The sequence below is a fragment of the Vibrio salilacus genome, assembly GCF_002811245.1.
Lineage (GTDB): Bacteria > Pseudomonadota > Gammaproteobacteria > Enterobacterales > Vibrionaceae > Vibrio > Vibrio salilacus.
In genome coordinates this window covers 20798-38226 of sequence record NZ_NIVQ01000003.1, presented here as the reverse complement: position 1 = coordinate 38226, position 17429 = coordinate 20798, and the positions used below count along the sequence as shown (strand labels likewise).

At 46.9% G+C, this 17429-nt stretch carries 15 protein-coding genes and 1 other annotated feature; of the genes, 6 read left to right on the top strand and 9 right to left on the bottom strand.

The window, feature by feature from the left end; genetic code table 11:
• Nucleotides 1–186: 186 nt before the first annotated feature.
• Entirely contained in the window at nt 187–456 is a 270-nt protein-coding gene (gene rpsO / locus CDZ87_RS02790; RefSeq protein ID WP_038174204.1) for a 30S ribosomal protein S15, read from the bottom strand.
• Nucleotides 457–734: 278 nt separating this feature from the next.
• Here rpsO and mtnN point away from each other — a divergent pair, with 278 nt between their 5' ends.
• The 4 genes from mtnN (at nt 735) to CDZ87_RS02770 (ending at nt 3913) form a co-directional block, all read left to right on the top strand.
• Nucleotides 735–1430 (top strand): 5'-methylthioadenosine/S-adenosylhomocysteine nucleosidase, encoded by a 696-nt coding sequence (mtnN, locus tag CDZ87_RS02785; RefSeq protein WP_100752076.1) that lies wholly within the window; start codon nt 735–737, stop codon nt 1428–1430.
• A gap of 13 nt (nt 1431–1443) precedes the next feature.
• Nucleotides 1444–2397, top strand: a complete 954-nt coding sequence (locus CDZ87_RS02780) for a cobalamin biosynthesis family protein (RefSeq protein WP_100752075.1) — start codon at nt 1444–1446, stop codon at nt 2395–2397.
• Nucleotides 2398–3219 carry a vitamin B12 ABC transporter substrate-binding protein BtuF gene (btuF, locus tag CDZ87_RS02775; protein ID WP_100752074.1) on the top strand — a complete coding sequence of 274 codons (822 nt, stop codon included), beginning with the start codon at nt 2398–2400 and terminating at the stop codon, nt 3217–3219. It abuts the gene before it with no gap.
• A 73-nt stretch (nt 3220–3292) separates the two neighbouring features.
• Nucleotides 3293–3913, top strand: a complete 621-nt coding sequence (locus tag CDZ87_RS02770) for a TRIC cation channel family protein (protein WP_100752073.1) — start codon at nt 3293–3295, stop codon at nt 3911–3913.
• 52 nt (nt 3914–3965) lie between these two features.
• Here CDZ87_RS02770 and thrC read toward each other — a convergent pair whose 3' ends face one another.
• From thrC to thrA, 3 genes are read right to left on the bottom strand one after another with little or no spacing between them, the layout of a single operon-like run.
• Nucleotides 3966–5249 (bottom strand): threonine synthase, encoded by a 1284-nt coding sequence (gene thrC, locus CDZ87_RS02765; protein WP_100752072.1) that lies wholly within the window; start codon nt 5247–5249, stop codon nt 3966–3968.
• Nucleotides 5246–6202, bottom strand: coding sequence for a homoserine kinase (gene thrB, locus CDZ87_RS02760; RefSeq protein WP_100752222.1), 957 nt, complete (start codon nt 6200–6202; stop codon nt 5246–5248). The genes thrC and thrB overlap by 4 nt, the downstream gene beginning before the upstream one ends.
• 14 nt (nt 6203–6216) lie before the next feature.
• Complete coding sequence (thrA, locus tag CDZ87_RS02755; RefSeq protein WP_100752071.1) at nt 6217–8676, bottom strand: bifunctional aspartate kinase/homoserine dehydrogenase I; 2460 nt, start codon at nt 8674–8676, stop codon at nt 6217–6219.
• 29 nt (nt 8677–8705) lie between these two features.
• Nucleotides 8706–8824: a sequence feature (Thr leader region), on the bottom strand.
• 298 nt (nt 8825–9122) lie between these two features.
• On the opposite strand from thrA, the gene CDZ87_RS02750 reads away from it, so the two are divergent.
• Nucleotides 9123–9584, top strand: a complete 462-nt coding sequence (locus CDZ87_RS02750; protein ID WP_100752070.1) for a hypothetical protein — start codon at nt 9123–9125, stop codon at nt 9582–9584.
• On the opposite strand, the gene CDZ87_RS02745 is transcribed toward CDZ87_RS02750, so the two are convergent.
• Together CDZ87_RS02745 and CDZ87_RS02740 are read right to left on the bottom strand one after the other, a co-directional pair.
• Complete coding sequence (locus CDZ87_RS02745; protein WP_100752069.1) at nt 9581–10066, bottom strand: putative 4-hydroxy-4-methyl-2-oxoglutarate aldolase; 486 nt, start codon at nt 10064–10066, stop codon at nt 9581–9583. The two genes, CDZ87_RS02750 and CDZ87_RS02745, sit on opposite strands and share 4 nt — an antisense overlap.
• Before the next feature lie 33 nt (nt 10067–10099).
• Nucleotides 10100–10489 carry a DUF3293 domain-containing protein gene (locus CDZ87_RS02740; protein ID WP_100752068.1) on the bottom strand — a complete coding sequence of 130 codons (390 nt, stop codon included), beginning with the start codon at nt 10487–10489 and terminating at the stop codon, nt 10100–10102.
• A 324-nt stretch (nt 10490–10813) separates the two neighbouring features.
• On the opposite strand from CDZ87_RS02740, the gene arcA reads away from it, so the two are divergent.
• Entirely contained in the window at nt 10814–11530 is a 717-nt protein-coding gene (gene arcA, locus CDZ87_RS02730) for a two-component system response regulator ArcA (protein ID WP_038174218.1), read from the top strand.
• Between the two features lie 106 nt (nt 11531–11636).
• Here the strand turns inward: arcA and hldE are convergent, their stop codons facing one another.
• From hldE to CDZ87_RS02715, 3 genes are all read right to left on the bottom strand, one after another.
• Nucleotides 11637–13067: a bifunctional D-glycero-beta-D-manno-heptose-7-phosphate kinase/D-glycero-beta-D-manno-heptose 1-phosphate adenylyltransferase HldE gene (gene hldE, locus CDZ87_RS02725; RefSeq protein ID WP_100752067.1), complete on the bottom strand. Its 1431-nt coding sequence runs from the start codon at nt 13065–13067 to the stop codon at nt 11637–11639.
• Between the two features lie 52 nt (nt 13068–13119).
• Nucleotides 13120–15960 (bottom strand): bifunctional [glutamate--ammonia ligase]-adenylyl-L-tyrosine phosphorylase/[glutamate--ammonia-ligase] adenylyltransferase, encoded by a 2841-nt coding sequence (glnE, locus tag CDZ87_RS02720; protein WP_100752066.1) that lies wholly within the window; start codon nt 15958–15960, stop codon nt 13120–13122.
• 111 nt (nt 15961–16071) lie between these two features.
• The gene (locus CDZ87_RS02715) at nt 16072–17328 is read right to left on the bottom strand and encodes a methyl-accepting chemotaxis protein (protein ID WP_100752065.1); all 1257 of its coding nucleotides are present in this window, start codon (nt 17326–17328) and stop codon (nt 16072–16074) included.
• Nucleotides 17329–17429: the final 101 nt, after the last annotated feature.

Sequence of the window (17429 nt, the reverse complement as noted above, 5' to 3'; positions counted from 1 at the left end):
TGGTTGACTGTAATGTGATGAGCTTGTTGCTCATGCTTTGTTACTCTATACGGTATCAACAGCATGCGAGGCGTAGTATAGCGGGATTAATTCGATTTGGCTAAGCTCTAGCACCTAAAATAAGTTTGGGGCAACAAAAAAGGGGCCTAAAGCCCCTTTTTCGACAAACTGCTATGCAATCGCTGATTAGCGACGTAGGCCTAGACGCTTGATTAGATCTTGGTAACGAGAAAGGTTTTTGCCTTTCAAGTAGTCAAGAAGCTTACGACGGCGAGAAACCATGCGTAGAAGACCACGACGGCTGTGGTGATCAGCTTTGTGCGCTTTGAAGTGACCTTGTAAGTGGTTGATAGAAGCTGTAAGTAGAGCTACTTGAACTTCTGGTGAACCAGTGTCGCCTTCGCCTTGAGCGTATTCTGCAACGATTGCTGCTTTAGTTTCTGCATTCAGAGACATTATTCTCTCCTAATAAGAGTAAGTTTAAATTTGTAGCAGCCAATCTCTGATTCAGCCACTACGCGAAGCGCGGATTATATGAGATGGAAAGAGGTTAAGCAACAGATAATTTGAGCGGTCTGACTGGTTTAAAAGATAGCGAAACAAAAACAGCAAGACACTCGCGCCCTTATAGCGTCTCGAACCTCTGCGTTCTCGTTGCTCAGCGTTCCCATCGTGACCTTTTCTGTTACACTTAAGCGATTGAAACCTAGCTATTTGAAACAACAGGATTGATTATGAAAATCGGCATCATCGGTGCAATGGAACAAGAAGTTTCTATTCTTAAACAGGCTATCGAGAACGGTAAAACCGTCAATAAAGCTGGCTGTACTTTCTTCTCTGGCAAGCTCAACGGTGTCGACGTTGTACTCCTGCAATCCGGTATCGGTAAAGTGGCCGCCGCCGTAGGGACGACAGTGTTGTTAAATGAATATCAACCAGACCTCGTGATTAACACAGGTTCAGCCGGTGGGTTTGATTCGACGCTAAACTTGGGCGATGTGGTTATTTCAACTGAAGTTCGTCACCACGATGCAGACGTAACCGCATTTGGCTACGAAATGGGCCAAATGGCACAGCAACCTGCGGCTTTTCTTGCCGATAAAAAACTGATCGACGTAGCAGAAAAAGCGCTGGCACAAATGGAAGGCAAACACGCGGTACGCGGCCTGATTTGTACTGGTGATGCGTTCGTTTGCACCGCCGAGCGCCAAGCGTTTATCCGCAAGCACTTCCCAAGCGTGATCGCCGTAGAAATGGAGGCGTCCGCTATTGCACAGACGTGTCACCAGTTTAAGGTCCCTTTTGTTGTGGTTCGCGCTATCTCGGATGTGGCCGATAAAGAGTCGCCAATGAGCTTCGAAGAGTTCTTGCCTCTTGCGGCACAAAGCTCATCGGAAATGGTCATTAAAATGGTTGAACTGCTGAAATAAGCGAAGACACATCATGGAAGATTTGTTTGCTCAAATTTACTCTAACGGCGCGCTCCTAGTCCTATGGGGCGCTTTGTTGTGCCATTTAGTTTTGCCCTTCCCACGAGAAGCACACCCAGCAATCCTATGGCACAAATTCGCTGAGCAACTTGCAGACAAAGTTAATACCAACACCAACTATAACCAAAGTCTGATTTCAGGCACGCTTGCTTGGTTACTGATGATCGTGCCGATGTTAGCGGTGCTTATCGCCCTTAAACCGCTGGTTTGGCAACCACTGTTATTTGAACTGGCGTTTGTGTTACTGGCGATTGATTGGCGCAATACCGACAAATTTTGCGCGCAATTTATCACCGCGCTTGCACGCGAAGACAAACCGCAAGCCAGAACACTTCTTAACCCGATTATCAACCGCAATACTCAACCACTGTCGCTGCTCGGTTTGGGCAAAGCAGGGGCGGAAACCCTGATCATGTCATATGGTCGCAACGTGGTTGGAGTGCTGTTTTGGTATGCTATCGCAGGCGCGATTGGCGCGTTTATTTATCGAATGATGGTCGAGCTGGCTCGGGCCTGGTCCCCTTCTCGCCAGCGCTTCAATCCGTTTGGTCTTCCTGCCGTCAGGGCCGTGGCCGTGATGGACTTTATCCCATTACGTTTGTTTGCAGTGATGATCGCCACAGGGCAACGAGCTCAGTATGTGTTTGGCCGACTAAAACAACAAGCCAGCTCTTGGCCGTTACCTGGCCCCTCTTGGCTCATTGTCGCTGTCGGCGCTAAATTAGAACTGTCGCTCGGTGGCCCAGCTATTTACGATGGTAAAAAAGCGGTGCGAGCGAAACTGGGAGGAAGAATCGCCCCCTCTGCTTTACATATTGCTCAACTGCAAAAACTTCTCGCTTGGCGTATGTTGACCTGGCTTTTAATTCAAAGCCTATTCATGGCCATTATTTATCAAGGTATATAAATGCGTTTCGTCACTGCTGTTTTTTGTATCTTTTTTACTGTCACTATCAACGCGGCGTCCGTTACTCGAGTGATCAGTTTGGCCCCTCACGCCACTGAAATTGCCTTCGCAGCTGGCCTTGGCGATAAATTAGTTGCTGTTAGCGCACACAGTGATTACCCGCCTGAGGCACAAACCCTAGAAAAAGTCTCCAACTATCAGGGCATCAAGATTGAACGAATTATTGCCCTGCAACCTGATCTGCTCATCGCTTGGCCGACAGGCAACCCCATTGGTGAACTAAAAAAACTGGAGCAATTTGGCCTTACTATTTACTACTCGCAGGCAAATTCTCTCGAAGATATCGCGACAAGCATTGAGCAATTGAGTCAGTACGCCGATGATCCGAGTATAGGCCAACGCGCCGCAGCTGACTTCAGGCAGCAATTAGCTATCTTGAAAACCAATTATGATACCCAGTCTAAAGTGCGTTACTTTTATCAATTAAGTCAGCAGCCGATTATCACTGTGGCGCAAAACAAGTGGCCAAGTGAAGTGTTTCGCTTTTGTGGTGGTGTCAATGTCTTCGCCAATAGTGAGGCCCCCTACCCACAGGTGGGGTTAGAGCAAGTGATCGTGCAAAACCCAGACGTTATCTTTACTTCTCAACATGTTATTGCAGATACAAATATGTGGGATAAATGGCGCGAACAGCTTTCTGCAGTACAACATCAATTTGTCTGGTCAGTCAACTCCGACTGGATTAATCGACCAACGCCAAGAACATTAAACGCGATCAAGCAAGTGTGTGAGCATTTCGAAACAGTAAGACAAAAAGGCTAACGTTAAGCGCTGAGATCTCGTACAATCCGACTTCATTTTCTGTTCCCTCAATTTTGTAAGAGATGTTAGTAACATGGACTCCATGCTGCTTTACTTTATCGATTTATTCGGTACGGCGATATTCGCCATTTCAGGCGTGCTGTTGGCAGGCCGACTTAAAATGGACCCCTTTGGTGTCGCTGTACTAGGCAGTGTAACGGCAATTGGTGGCGGTACCATCCGTGATATGGCATTAGGCGCAACACCTGTGTTTTGGATCACTGATACCAACTACCTCTGGACCATTCTCATCACCTGCTTACTCACCATGCTCATTGTTCGTCGCCCCAAGCGCCTCTCTTGGTGGATCTTGCCCGTGTGTGATGCGATTGGCTTGGCGGTCTTTGTTGGTATTGGTGTCGAAAAGTCGATGATTTACCAAGAGTCTGCGCTAGTCGCCATCATTATGGGTGTGATCACCGGCTGCGGCGGTGGCATCATTCGCGATGTACTCGCCCGTGAGGTGCCGATGGTTTTACGCAGCGAAGTTTATGCCACGGCGTGTATTATTGGCGGGGTGTTCCACACTACCGCATTAGCCATGGGCGCCGATAACGGCAGTGCATTCTTAGCAGGGATGTGCTCAACACTCTTGATTCGCTTAGGTGCGATTCGCTGGCATTTATCGTTACCCACTTTCGCCCTTAATCGATAAGTTACCAAGATTAAAAAGGTCGCCGAGGCGACCTTTTTTGCTTCATGAGTGTCTATTTCTGTACTCTGAGTAACACTTGTTTTAAGGCGTCGAAATCATTAGCTAGCTGTTCTGAAAGCAGATCCATAACCGCGTGTTTGGCTAATGGCGCCGGAAGTTCGATATCTGACTCTAAAATCTCATCGACCACTTCTTTGAATTTCGCCGGGTGAGCGGTACATAAGAACAAGCCAGTTTCACCCGCTTGCAACTGCTCATCAAGCACACGATACGCAATCGCACCATGCGGCTCACATAGGTAGCCTTGTTGATGCAGATCTTTCACTGACTCAGCACTTTGTGCATCCGTTACCGCGCCTTTACCTAGGGTCTCTAAACCCCACTTTTTAACACGGCACAGCTCTTCGATACGTGGCCAGTTATTTGGTTGGCTCACATCCATCGCATTAGAGGTAGTCGCCACCGTTGGTTTAGGATCCCACTGACCCGTTTCGAGATAACGAGGCACGGTATCGTTGGCGTTCGTGGCCGCAATAAAGCGTTTGATTGGTAACCCGAGCGCTTTAGCCAATAAACCCGCAGTTAAGTTACCGAAGTTACCACTTGGTACTGAAATGACTAAGTTTTCACGCTGCGATTTACTCAATTGAGCAGCCGCCTCGAAGTAGTAACAAATCTGCGCCATAAGACGACTGATGTTAATTGAGTTAGCCGAGTTTAAACCGATCTCTTTGCGCAGCTCTGCATCGTCAAACGCTTGTTTTACTAACGCTTGACAAGCATCAAAATCACCATCAATCGCCACAGTGTGAATGTTGTTACCCAGCGTACAAAATAGCTTCTCTTGCAGTGGACTAATTTTACCTTGCGGATACAAGATCACGACATTGATGTCTTGCATACCGTAGAAAGCATGCGCAACGGCTGCGCCCGTATCTCCCGAAGTCGCGGTCAATATAGTAATCTTGCCACCATCAGACACTGCCGTGAGCGACTGAGCCATAAAGCGGCCACCGAAGTCTTTAAACGCTAATGTTGGGCCATGGAATAGCTCTAGCGCATAAATCCCCTCTTTGATTGACTTAATGGGTGCCGGGAACTGAAACGCCGCATCGACCATCGCGTTGACTTGTTCTGGTGGTAATTCATCACCAATCAACGCCGATAAAATCTTAGTACTGCGCGTAACAAAGTCTTCTCCAAGCAGCGCGTCAATATCATCAAACGTTGGTAATTGTTGCGGGAAAAACAGGCCTTGGTTACGGCCGAGTCCTTGGCGCACGGCTTGGCCAAAGGAAACTTGTTCGTCATTTTCTTTTATGTTGTACAGCTTCATAGCTCACTTCCTGTTACGTTCGAACCGTGTTTGTTGAGGCGACAAACATGGACGAATCCTTGTTCATTTTGTACGTAATTCTGTTCGAGCCAGCGAGCAACACGCTCAGCGACCTCTTTATCTTTACAAATGCTAAATAACGTTGGGCCACTGCCAGAAATGCCCGTCGCTAAAGCGCCGGCTGACAAAGCGTATTTGCGGGCATCAGCAAACCCCGGTAGCAGTTTCTCACGATACGGTTCTGCGATCACGTCTTTGATCATCTTCGCCGCCAACTCGGGTTGATTCGAATGGCAAGCGTGAATAAAGCCAGCCAGATGACGACCATGAGCAATGATATCTTGGCGACGGTATTGAGAAGGTAAGATCTCGCGAGCTTCTGCCGTAGACACTTTAATGCCAGGATACGCCATCACCCAGTACCACTCATCAAAACAGGGGACTTCTTGGCTGATAATATCCAACTCTTCGAGCATCAACTGTACGCCACCGAGATAGCACGGCGCGACGTTGTCATAATGAATGCCGCCAGAGATCTGCCCTTCCATTTCTCCCATTAACGCCAGTAGTTCGGTGTCATTCAAAGGCTGACCATGAAAACGATTCAACGCATCAAGCGCCGCAACAATCGAACAAGCGCTTGACCCTAGCCCCGAACCAATCGGCATGTTCTTTTCAAGTGTCATTTCCAGCGGCAAAAGCGACTCAGATTTTTTGTCTAATTCACGAGCAAAAACACGCCAGCAGTCGTAAACGATATTCTCTTTAGGGTTCTCAGGCAGCTTAGAAACAAAACGTCCGGCGGTATTGAGGCTAAACGGCTCACTGCTGGCTTTGACCATGACTCGATCGCCAAGCAAACTGCCATCTAGTGGCGAAACCGCCGCGCCTAGTACGTCAAAACCGACACTGACATTACCAATTGATGCTGGTGCGTACACGACTACATCCATACCACGACTCATCGTTATACCCCCAATTTCCAACCAAGTGTCCGCATCACGTCAGAGAACACCCCTGCCGCTGTCACCTCTGTACCTGCACCGTAACCGCGCAGTACCAACGGAATAGGCTGATAGTAACGACTGTAAAAAGCCAAAGCATTTTCACCATCTTTGATTTTGAACATAGGATCGTTTTCATCGACCGCTGACATGCTCACACGACATTGACCATCGACGATCTCACCCATATAACGCAGCACCTTGCCCTCTTGTGCGGCTTGCGCTGATAGCTGTTGGAAGTAGGCATCCGCCTCTGGTAAACGCTGCATAAACTCTTCGACGCTTCCTGAGTCATCAAAACCTGGTGGCAATGCCTGATCGATAATGACATCTTCCAGTTCAAGGTTCATCCCCGCTTCACGGGCGAGAATCAATAGCTTACGCGCTACATCCATTCCTGAGAGATCATCACGTGGGTCCGGTTCAGTAAAGCCGTTCTCTTTGGCGATGTTTGTTGCTTGGCTCAGTGTCATACCTTCATCTAACTTACCGAAGATATATGAGAGCGAGCCAGATAAAATACCACTAAAACGCTCAAGTTCATCACCAGCAGAGATAAGATTCTGCAGGTTTTCAATCACGGGCAAACCTGCACCAACCGTTGTTTCATACATCAATTTACGGCGTGAGTTACGTGCAACATCACGCAATTGATGGTAGTAAGCCATGCTCGATGTGTTGGCTTTTTTGTTCGGGGTCACAACATGGAAACCCGCCGCAAGAAAATCGGCATATTGGTTGGCAATCACTTCACTCGACGTACAGTCAACCAACACAGGGTTGATGATGTGATTACGCTGCACCAATGAAATAAGACGCGCTAAGCTGAACTCTTCAGACGCACCTTTCATGCGGTCGCGCCAGTGCTCAAGCGGCAATCCTTCACTATCAAGCAATAACCCTTTGCTGTTGGCGAGGCCACAGACACGCAATACAATGCCTTTCTCTGCCAATTTTGCTTGCTGGCGCTCAATCTGATCCACCAGCTCACCGCCGACGCCACCGACACCAACGACAAACACATCAAGGAAGTGTTTTGAATTAAATAGGTTTTCGTGACACGCTTTGATCGCTTCAGAAATTTTATCTTCTGGAATCACAGCAGAAATCGCACGCTCTGAAGAGCCCTGTGCAATCGCAACAATGTTTACGTTAACTTCAGCCAGAGAAGAGAAGAACTGAGACGCCACACCGCGTGAGGTGCGCATACCATCACCCACCAGTGTCACAATCGCCACGTCATTAATAAATTCAACAGGCTCTAACAAGCCATCCTTCAACTCAAGCTCAAAGGCATCCCTCAATGCTTGTTCTGCCACTATTCGGTCTTGCGCTTCAATACAGAAACTGATGCTGTACTCTGAAGACGACTGAGTGATCAAAACAATCGAAACATCTGCAGATGACATCGCGCCAAACACTCGACTCGCCATACCGACCATGCCTTTCATACCAGGGCCAGACACGTTAACCATTGTCAGATCGCTTAACGTAGTTATGCCTTTGATTGCGAGGTTATCTTCACCAGTATCCTGACCTATAAGCGTACCAGCACCTTGCGGATTAAAACTGTTTTTTATCAGGCAAGGAATATGGAATTGAGCAATCGGTGCGATAGTTTTAGGGTGCAGAACCGACGCTCCAAAGTAAGACAGCTCCATTGCTTCTTGATAACTCAGCGATTTGAGCAAGCGCGCATCAGCGACTAAACGAGGGTCACAGTTATACACCCCATCTACGTCAGTCCAGATTTCACAACAATCGGCACGTAAACAGGCAGCGAGTACAGCAGCAGAGTAGTCAGAACCATTGCGGCCAAGAGTAACCAATTGACCTTGTTCATTACCGGCAGTAAAGCCAGGCATGATATTAACGTGACCTTGCGGTAAAGGCTTTTGACGGAAATTTTGCGTAGAGATATCGACATCGACCATTGCTTCTAATGGTTCTCCACGGGCAAACAGATACTCAACAGGGTCGATAAGACTGGCTGGCTGACCTTTGGCTTCAAGTACCGCTTTCATCAATTGAATCGAAACGCGCTCACCTTTACTGATGATACGGGCATTAACATTATCCGGGCACATTCCGAGTAAGTTAATCCCATGTACAAACTGTTTTAGTTGAGAAAGAGAGGTTTTAACTTGGGTATCGTAACCGTCGCCATCAATATTGGGTAAGACTTGTTTGATATCTTGGAAAAGATCGCGAAATGCGTCTTCTAACTCAGCGATTTGTAGCTCAGCTTGGCCATTTTTCAAAACACTTTCTATGACTGAAACTAGCTTATTAGTGGTTTTACCTGGGGCAGATAAAACCACCGCCACTTCTTCTTGCTGGGCATTATTAGCAATGATATCCGCTGCACGTAAAAAACGCTCAGCATCTGCTAATGATGAACCTCCAAACTTTAAAACTCGCATCCCTTTCTCCAAAATGTTTTTAAACGGCATAAAAAAAGGCCTGTATCTCGTGGGATACAGGCCTTTTTTTGCATTTCTTTCGTTTAGCAGCCTGCCCCAACAATTGTGATGTCGGTAATAATAATGGTTGTGGTCATTACTAGGCTTTGGTGCTGCATAAGAATAATTTTCTATACGTCGTGTGTTTGCTTAACCATACGTTTACCCTATTTCTTATCTCGGCGTCAACGAAAAGTTGCTATTTTTGTTCACGGCAGAGCAACGAATGGCTAAAGCGCAACACCGATTTAACTATATCATTAGTGCGAACAATCATTAGTGCGATCAATGAAATCAATGGCATACATCGTAATAACTAATTGCTATATAAAAGTTACTTCACAGCCAAGCGAATTATGCTTTAATTAGGTTTGCAGTGGAGAGCAGACAGAGCAAAGGAGTGGTCAATGAGAACAACACTATGCCTATTGGCAGCGTTCGTCGCCTGCCCGCTATTTGCCGCCAAACTTCCGCCACTTCCTGCTCAGCAGAGTAGCTCTCCGCACAAGCTCTTTGTGTTAAGTGAAAGCGATCAACATGACTTCGATTCTTGGAAAATTGATGGCGGGTATTCGTACAACCTGTTTAACAAAGTCGATCTTTACGTTGGGGCTCGCCTTAACAGTAATAATAACATCAATGAAACGGGTTTTTTGAGTGGTGTGAGCTACCAGTTTAGTCCAAGACTATCGGTCAAGAGTACCTTGCACTCTTATAGCGACAACAACACTATTGCAGGTAAAGAGTCATCGCTTGCAGCCGAAGTATCGAGTCGGATGAAACTGACCGATAATCTCGACTTTCATGCCACCCTTGATTACCAAGAATGGCAGAAAGGTGTTGAAGTCGGCTTAGGCTTCCGTTTTTAATTCCAATCAAGCAACTCTGTCGACATCAATACCCCATTCCAATCCGCGTAGATGTAATCTCCCGGTTGGATCATTTGATTATGGATGGTTAACGTCACATTGGTTTCGCCCACATCGCGCTTTTCAGTTTTAAACGGGGACGCACCAAGCGCCTTAATGCCTAACTCCATCTCAGACATAGCAGCGATATCACGCACCGCGCCGTTTACAATCACACCTTCCCAGTGATTATCAATGGCTAGAATCGCTAATTGATCACCGAGCAATGCTTTTTGGCATGAACCATGGCCATCGACGACTAGGACTTTACCGCGACCATCTTGACTTAACATTTCTCGAACTTTTGAATTATCGTGGTAACAACGTACCGTGACAATTTCACCATAAAAGGCAAACTTACGACCAAAGCTGTGTAGTGGTAGACCGAGCAGCGTTACTTTGTCTGCGTGTTTATCACAAATATCAGGGGTTATGTCTTTCATTTTTCCTCCTTGAACTTCCAAATAATAAATCTTCTATCGGCATCGATCACGCCAATGTCCTAATGGCAGCCGCGTCATGTCACCGATGCATGAGAGCAAAAATAGTTGCTCCTCGTCGATAAAGTAGATGGCATTTTGAGCAAATTTTCGCCCTAGTTCCATCGCCTTTACTTGCGTAATTGGAGCGGCGAAACTCTCTTCAGCCCAAGAGAAATCTTGGTTTCCCACTAGTACGAGACTATATCCAGTATGGACCAAATCTACAGCTAAGTGGTGATTGTTGCTATCATTCTCTGCTTGTGTTTGCCACTCACTGCCCGGATTCCAAGCGGTAATAATAGCGAACTGTTTTGCAACTGGCAGAGCCTCAAAGCGGAAGTAGGGCTGTTGATAGGCACGCCAAAAATGTGCATCTATTGCCATCATGTCTCCCGTTATACATCGATTGAATACTATTAATATTTGTTACATTCTAACTATTGATATAAATCAACAAAGTGATTGGAATTAACATTTCTACGTTGTTAGCATGCTGTTAAAATTATAAAATCCGCCTCAAAGACTGATAGAGCACAGAGGAAGATGGACCTCTAAGGGTAGAGAAATGCACCAAGGATGGCGGGCAATCAAAGAGAGTGTAATTTTATAATCTTTGGTTTATTATCAACATCACATTACCTGTATGTTATATTTTTGCCTAGAATTTAATCTATTCGCACAAATTTTTCACAAATTTAGGTACCGCCAATGCAAACCCCGCACATTCTTATTGTTGAAGATGAGCAAGTAACTCGTAACACTCTTAAGAGTATTTTTGAAGCAGAGGGATACGCTGTTTTTGAGGCCAGTGACGGTGAAGAAATGCACCAGGTTCTGTCTGATAACCAAGTTAACTTAGTTATCATGGACATTAACCTTCCAGGCAAAAACGGTCTACTACTCGCACGTGAGCTACGTGAGCAAGCCAATGTGGCACTTATGTTCTTAACCGGTCGCGACAACGAAGTCGACAAAATCCTTGGTCTAGAAATCGGTGCTGATGACTACATAACCAAACCATTTAACCCACGTGAACTGACTATCCGTGCGCGCAACTTGCTCAACCGTTCAATGAACGCGAGTGCAGTCAGCGAAGAAAAGCGTAGCGTTGATAAATACGTGTTCAATGGCTGGGTGTTGGATATCAACAGTCGTTCATTGGTCAGTCCAAGCGGTGATGGTTACAAACTGCCACGTTCAGAGTTTCGTGCCCTGCTTCACTTCTGTGAAAACCCAGGCAAGATCCAAACTCGTGCAGACTTACTGAAGAAAATGACTGGACGTGAGCTAAAACCACACGATCGTACTGTCGACGTGACGATTCGTCGCATCCGCAAGCACTTTGAGTCGGTATCTGGCACACCAGAAATTATCGCGACAATTCACGGTGAAGGTTACCGTTTCTGTGGCGATCTAGAAGACTAATTGCTCTTGAACGATGAAAAAATGGAGCCTGATGGCTCCATTTTTTATATCGGTAAACAAAAATCGCCGACAACAAGGTAAGCGTTTTGTCGTTGATGGAAAGGGCCTAACCTTTACCACCTTTTATCGCGTCAATGATCTCAGTGGTTGAGCAGCCATCCTCAAAGTTAAGTACTTTGACTTGGCCACCATTGGCTATCACTTCTTTACCACCAGCAATCTCTTCCGGTTGGTAATCACCACCTTTAACCAATAGGTCTGGTAATACTTCGCCAATCAAACGTTGCGGCGTATCTTCGCTAAACGGTACGACCCAATCAACCGCGCCTAAACCGGCCAATACCGCCATGCGTCGATCGGTTGTATTGACTGGACGGCCAGGACCTTTTAAGCGCTTAACGGATTCATCGGTGTTGACGGCAACAATTAAGCGATCGCCAAGCTCGGCGGCGTGATTCAAGTAAGAGACATGACCAGCATGCAAAATATCGAAACAGCCATTGGTCATGACAACTTTCTCGCCTTTCGCTTGAGCACTTTTCACCGCTTGCATCAGCGCACTTTCACTAATCACACCAAAGTCGGTGTCTTGACTACCATGTACAGCTTCTGCCAATTCAATGGTTGACACGGTTGACGTGCCTAGCTTACCAACCACAACGCCCGCAGCAGCATTGGCCAACGCACAAGCCTCATCAAGTGGTTTACCGGCAGAAACCGAAGCTGCCAATACCGAAATAACCGTATCGCCCGCCCCTGTCACGTCATAAACTTCTTGCGCCTGAGTAGGCAAGTGGAATGGTGCTTGACCACGGCGCAATAACGTCATGCCGTGTTCACTGCGCGTAACCAATAGCGCTTCAAAGTCAAACTCTTCAATTAGAGCAAGGCCTTTTTCTTCTAGCTCTTGGTCTGACTTCACTTTACCAACCACATGCTCAAACTCAGCCATATTTGGCGTTAAAAGAGTGGCACCGCGATAGCGTTCGAAATCGGCCCCTTTAGGATCGACAAATACTGGCACATTCGCCGCGCGGGCTTTTTGAATGAACAGTTGCACGTGCTCAAGTGCGCCTTTAGCATAATCCGATAACACCACGGATTTCACCTTCGGCAGTGCACGCTCCATACGCTCAAGAATCAGCTCAGCGTCAACATTTTCAAACTGATCTTCGAAATCAAGCCGGATCAATTGTTGACCACGGCTAAGAACGCGCAGTTTAGTAATGGTTGGGTAATTAGGCAGACTCACAAAGTCACATTTAACTTTGAGCGCAGACAGCGTTTCGTTAAGGACCTTTGCAGGTTCATCAATCCCCGTTAAACCAACAATATGAGCGTGACCGCCAAGGGAAGCAATATTCATTGCTACGTTCGCAGCACCACCAGGACGCTCTTCATTATTTTCTACTTTTACTACAGGTACTGGGGCTTCTGGTGAAATACGACCAGTCAGGCCATACCAATAGCGATCTAACATCACATCGCCGATAATCAGCACGCCAGAGTCGCCGTAGTTAGGTAGGATTGGCTTCATTGTGGATCTCCAAATTCTAATTCGGGCAGAAGTTTAGCATAAAGCTGAGCGGTTATTCTAACCACTCGTGCCACTGTTGGATAACAAACTCACGCTCAGCAAGGAATTTATCCTCGGCCACGTCCGCATCTAAGTTAAGTAAGTTACGGTGATGGATCTGATCGCGCATCTCGGTGTAAGCGTGGGTCAATGCTATTGCGTTGGCTTGATCAAGAATGCCTTGCGCTATCATGGTTTCAATAATACGCACATTATCGCTCCAACGGGTTAGCTTGGGCTTTTGGTGACTATAGCGCAGTACTAAAAACTGCACCAAGAACTCAACATCTGTAATGCCACCAGGGTCTTGCTTAAGCATAAAGCGCCCTGCTTTCTTGCCCCCCAGATGGTCACGCATTTTCACTCTCATGTCTGACACTTGCTTGATCAAGGTGGCCTCATCTCGCTCTAAGGTCAAAATTTCGTGACGCGTTTTTGCGAAGGCTTGCTGCAATGGCGCATCGCCATAGATCATTCGCGCTCGAACTAAGGCTTGATGCTCCCATGTCCAGGCATCATTGCGTTGATACTCATCAAAAGCATCGCTCGGACTAACCAATAACCCTGACACACCAGAAGGCCGCAGACGAGTATCAACATCATACAAAATGCCAGAAGCGGTACGTGTCGAGAAAATATGGATGATACGCTGAGCAAGCCGCAGGTAAAACTGGCGGCCATCAATCTCTTTCTTGCCGTCCGTATTCACATGCACAGAACAATCATGCATAAATACAATATCTAAATCAGAGTTGTACCCTAGTTCCCAACCGCCAACTTTGCCATAACCAATAACGGCAAAACCTTTACCATCACGCTCGCTAAGATGTGTCGGTTGACCATATTTCTCGGTCAGTTGCAGCCAGGCTTGTGCAACAACCGACTCCACAATCGCCTCAGCGAGATAGGTTAAGTGATCGCTCACTTTCATTACCGGTATCACACCAGCAATATCGGCCGCCGCGATGCGTAAAATACAAATCTGCTTAAATTGGCGCAGCGCTTCCATCTGCTGCTCCATATCATCTTCGGGTATGCGTGCGAGGAAATCGCGTAGTTCGGTTCGATAGCTGTCGAGTGGAATCGGATTGTACAGTTGCTGGGGGTCGATAAGCTCATCAAGCAAGATAGGATAGCGACCAAGCTGCTCTGAAATCATCGGACTGGCGGTACACAGTCGAACTAACTGCACTAAGGCTGCCGGATGCTCATCAAGCAGCTCTAGGTAAGTAGTACGCGTGACAATTTTATGTAATAAATGCAGTACCCGTGGCAGGCCGAATTTGGCATCTGGGTGAGCATATAAGGCTGCAAAGATCTTCGGCATCAGTCGGTTGAGTACTTCTCGTCCACGCGGGCCTAAGGTTTTTTTCGCCAAATCCTGTTTAAACTGGATGATGGTGGCCGCCATCTGCCGCGGGTCTTCAACCTCAACATCGTGCTCAAGGATATGCTCAATCACATCTTGTTTGGCGGCCATGTCCCACAACTCGACAAAATGCACGGCGATCTCTTGTTGCTCATCCTCATCATCACCAATCAAATTGAGAAACACCACATGCACATTGTCCATATGCATCTGCACATCGCTTATCAATTGTGACCAGTGTGTGTACCCCATCGCGACAGCCAGTTGCATCTGCTCTATTTCACATTCAGGTAAGGTCTGAGTCTGTTTGTCTGCCATTGCCTGAAGCAGGTTCTCTAAACGACGAAGGTATTTATATGCGTTGCGCAAACAAGAAGTTTCTTGTGAAGTTAACTGTTCCAGCTCTTCGATGGCAGTTAGGGTAATCAGGAGACCTCGATGACGTAAGTTTGGCTCACGTCCACCGCGAATAAGTTGAAACACCTGAGCAATAAACTCGATTTCACGAATTCCGCCTGCCCCGAGCTTAATGTTGTTGCTCAGACCGCGTCGGCGCACTTCACTGCTGATCATCGACTTCATCCGACGCAGTGATTGAATCGCGCTGAAATCGATGTAACGACGAAAGACAAAGGGACGCAACATTTGGCGCAGCTCTTGATACTGAGGATACATTTCACTGCCCATCACCCGCGCTTTAATCATTGCATAGCGCTCCCAATCTCGCCCTTGCTCTTGGTAGTAGTCTTCTAGTGCCGCAAAGCTCATGACCAGCGGACCACTATCACCAAACGGGCGCAGACGCATATCGACACGGTAACAAAAACCATCAAACGTTTGCTGGTCGAGCGCTTTAATAATGCGTTGGCCTAAGCGAGTAAAAAATTGTGCATTGGCGAGACTTTTACGAGCACCTTGAGTTTCACCGTTTTCTGGGTAGGTAAAAATCAGGTCAATATCGGACGAGAAATTGAGTTCACCGCCGCCGAGTTTACCCATACCGATAATCAGCATTGGCTGCGCTTCACCTTGCTCATTGGTTGGCGTTCCCCACAACTCGCAACACGTTTTGTATTGCCATTGATAGGTTTCGAAAATCATCGCTTCGGCAAGCTCAGAGAGATGCGCTAAACTCTGCTCTAATCGCCATGAGGCCGTAAAGTCACGCCAAGCGATATAAAGCATTTCTCGGTTACGAAACTGACGCAACACGCGATAACCTTGCATCTCATCACTGCACTCACTAAGCATAGCGGCTAAGCGCTGACGATAATCATGACAACGCGATGACTGAGCGATCATCTCAGGCAACGTCTGTTGCAAGTGCTCATCGGTACTTAGAACGTCAACCACAAACTGGCTAAGCCCTGCGACATAGCAAAGCTGCTGACGAAGCGGTTCGGGCCAGTGTGAAATTGCATCGGATAGATATAACGACTCAAGCGCAGATTGAGAATAAGAGAGGAGGCTTTCTGGCAGTTGCATGATTCTTCCTTGTTCGAGAAATACCAGCTAAGGGGATGGCATGTGCTATTTATACCAATAAAAAACGCCCACTAGTAGCCAGTGGGCGTTTCTTGATAATAACTTGAGAAGTTACACTTTAAATGATGTGATCTTCTTGTCGAGCTCTTCTGCATTCTGCTGCATGATTTCAGAGGTTTCAAGCAGCTCAGAGACCACGGTCACCGATGCTTCTACCAGTTCACGCACATTGGTTAAGTTCTGACTCATCTCTTCCGCAACACTGCTCTGCTGACCCGCAGCGGTCGCAATTTGGAAATTCATATCATTAATTTGGTTTACTTGATCGACAATGCCATCTAACTCATCACCAGCATTAGTGACTAACTCAACCCCTTCTGCGGCTTCAACCACACTCTTCTCCATCAAGTCAACGGCAGAGTTAGCACTGGCTTGTAACTTAGAGATCATTTCTTGGATTTCGACCGTTGCCTGTTGAGTACGCTGAGCAAGGTTACGCACCTCATCTGCCACGACAGCAAAACCTCGGCCAGCCTCACCGGCACGTGCCGCTTCAATCGCAGCATTAAGCGCTAATAAATTGGTTTGCTCAGAGATCCCTTGAATAGTACCGACAACACTGCCAATCGAGTCGACACTTTCCTCGACTTGATTCACCGCATTAGCAGAAGCTGCGATGTCTTTCGATAGCTCGCTGATTTTTTTCACTGTATCTTGAACAAATCGTTGACCTGTAACCGCCGAACCAGACGCATTTTCGGTCAATGATGATGCGCTCTGCGCATGGCCAGCTACCGTTTGTACCGTAGAGGTCATCTCGCTCATTGCCGTTGCGAGTTGATCAATTTCGTCAAACTCTTCTTTCGCCGACTCTTTGGTTTCTGACATGCTTAATGTCATTACTTCAGTCAAACCAGACAGCTCTTGCGAGGCATCTATCTGTAGTCGAATCATCTCTTGCAGTTGCACACGAGTTTTCTCTAACTCGCGCGCTACATCGCCATACTCATCTTTGCAGGCCATTTCGATTGGCACCGAAAGGTCTTTCTGCGCCATTAATTTAATCGACTCATTTAGATATTGGGTTTGACGCAACATTACACGCGCCGCAAACATTAACAACGTGATAAAAACGAGGATCAGCAACCCTGTCTGCCAGGCGACTTGAACAAGATAAGCGTTGTAATGTTCCTGAGCTACCTGAATGTTTTGCGTTGCGGCAAGTAGAGAATCGTAAAAGGTGCTTGCGTCCCACAACTGTTTGCTGATGATGAGTAAGGTACTGAATACCATCAGCATTACCATCTTAGGAACCAGTCGAATATCCGTAATCACTCGTTCCCACGGCTTAAACACCATCTTGGTCATTGTCCGTTCTCCACTTTGTCATATTTTGAGTTTTCAATGCGTTATATTAAAGTGGCACAGAAGGTGCAACTGCATTGATAATACTGAATTTAATTTATTTC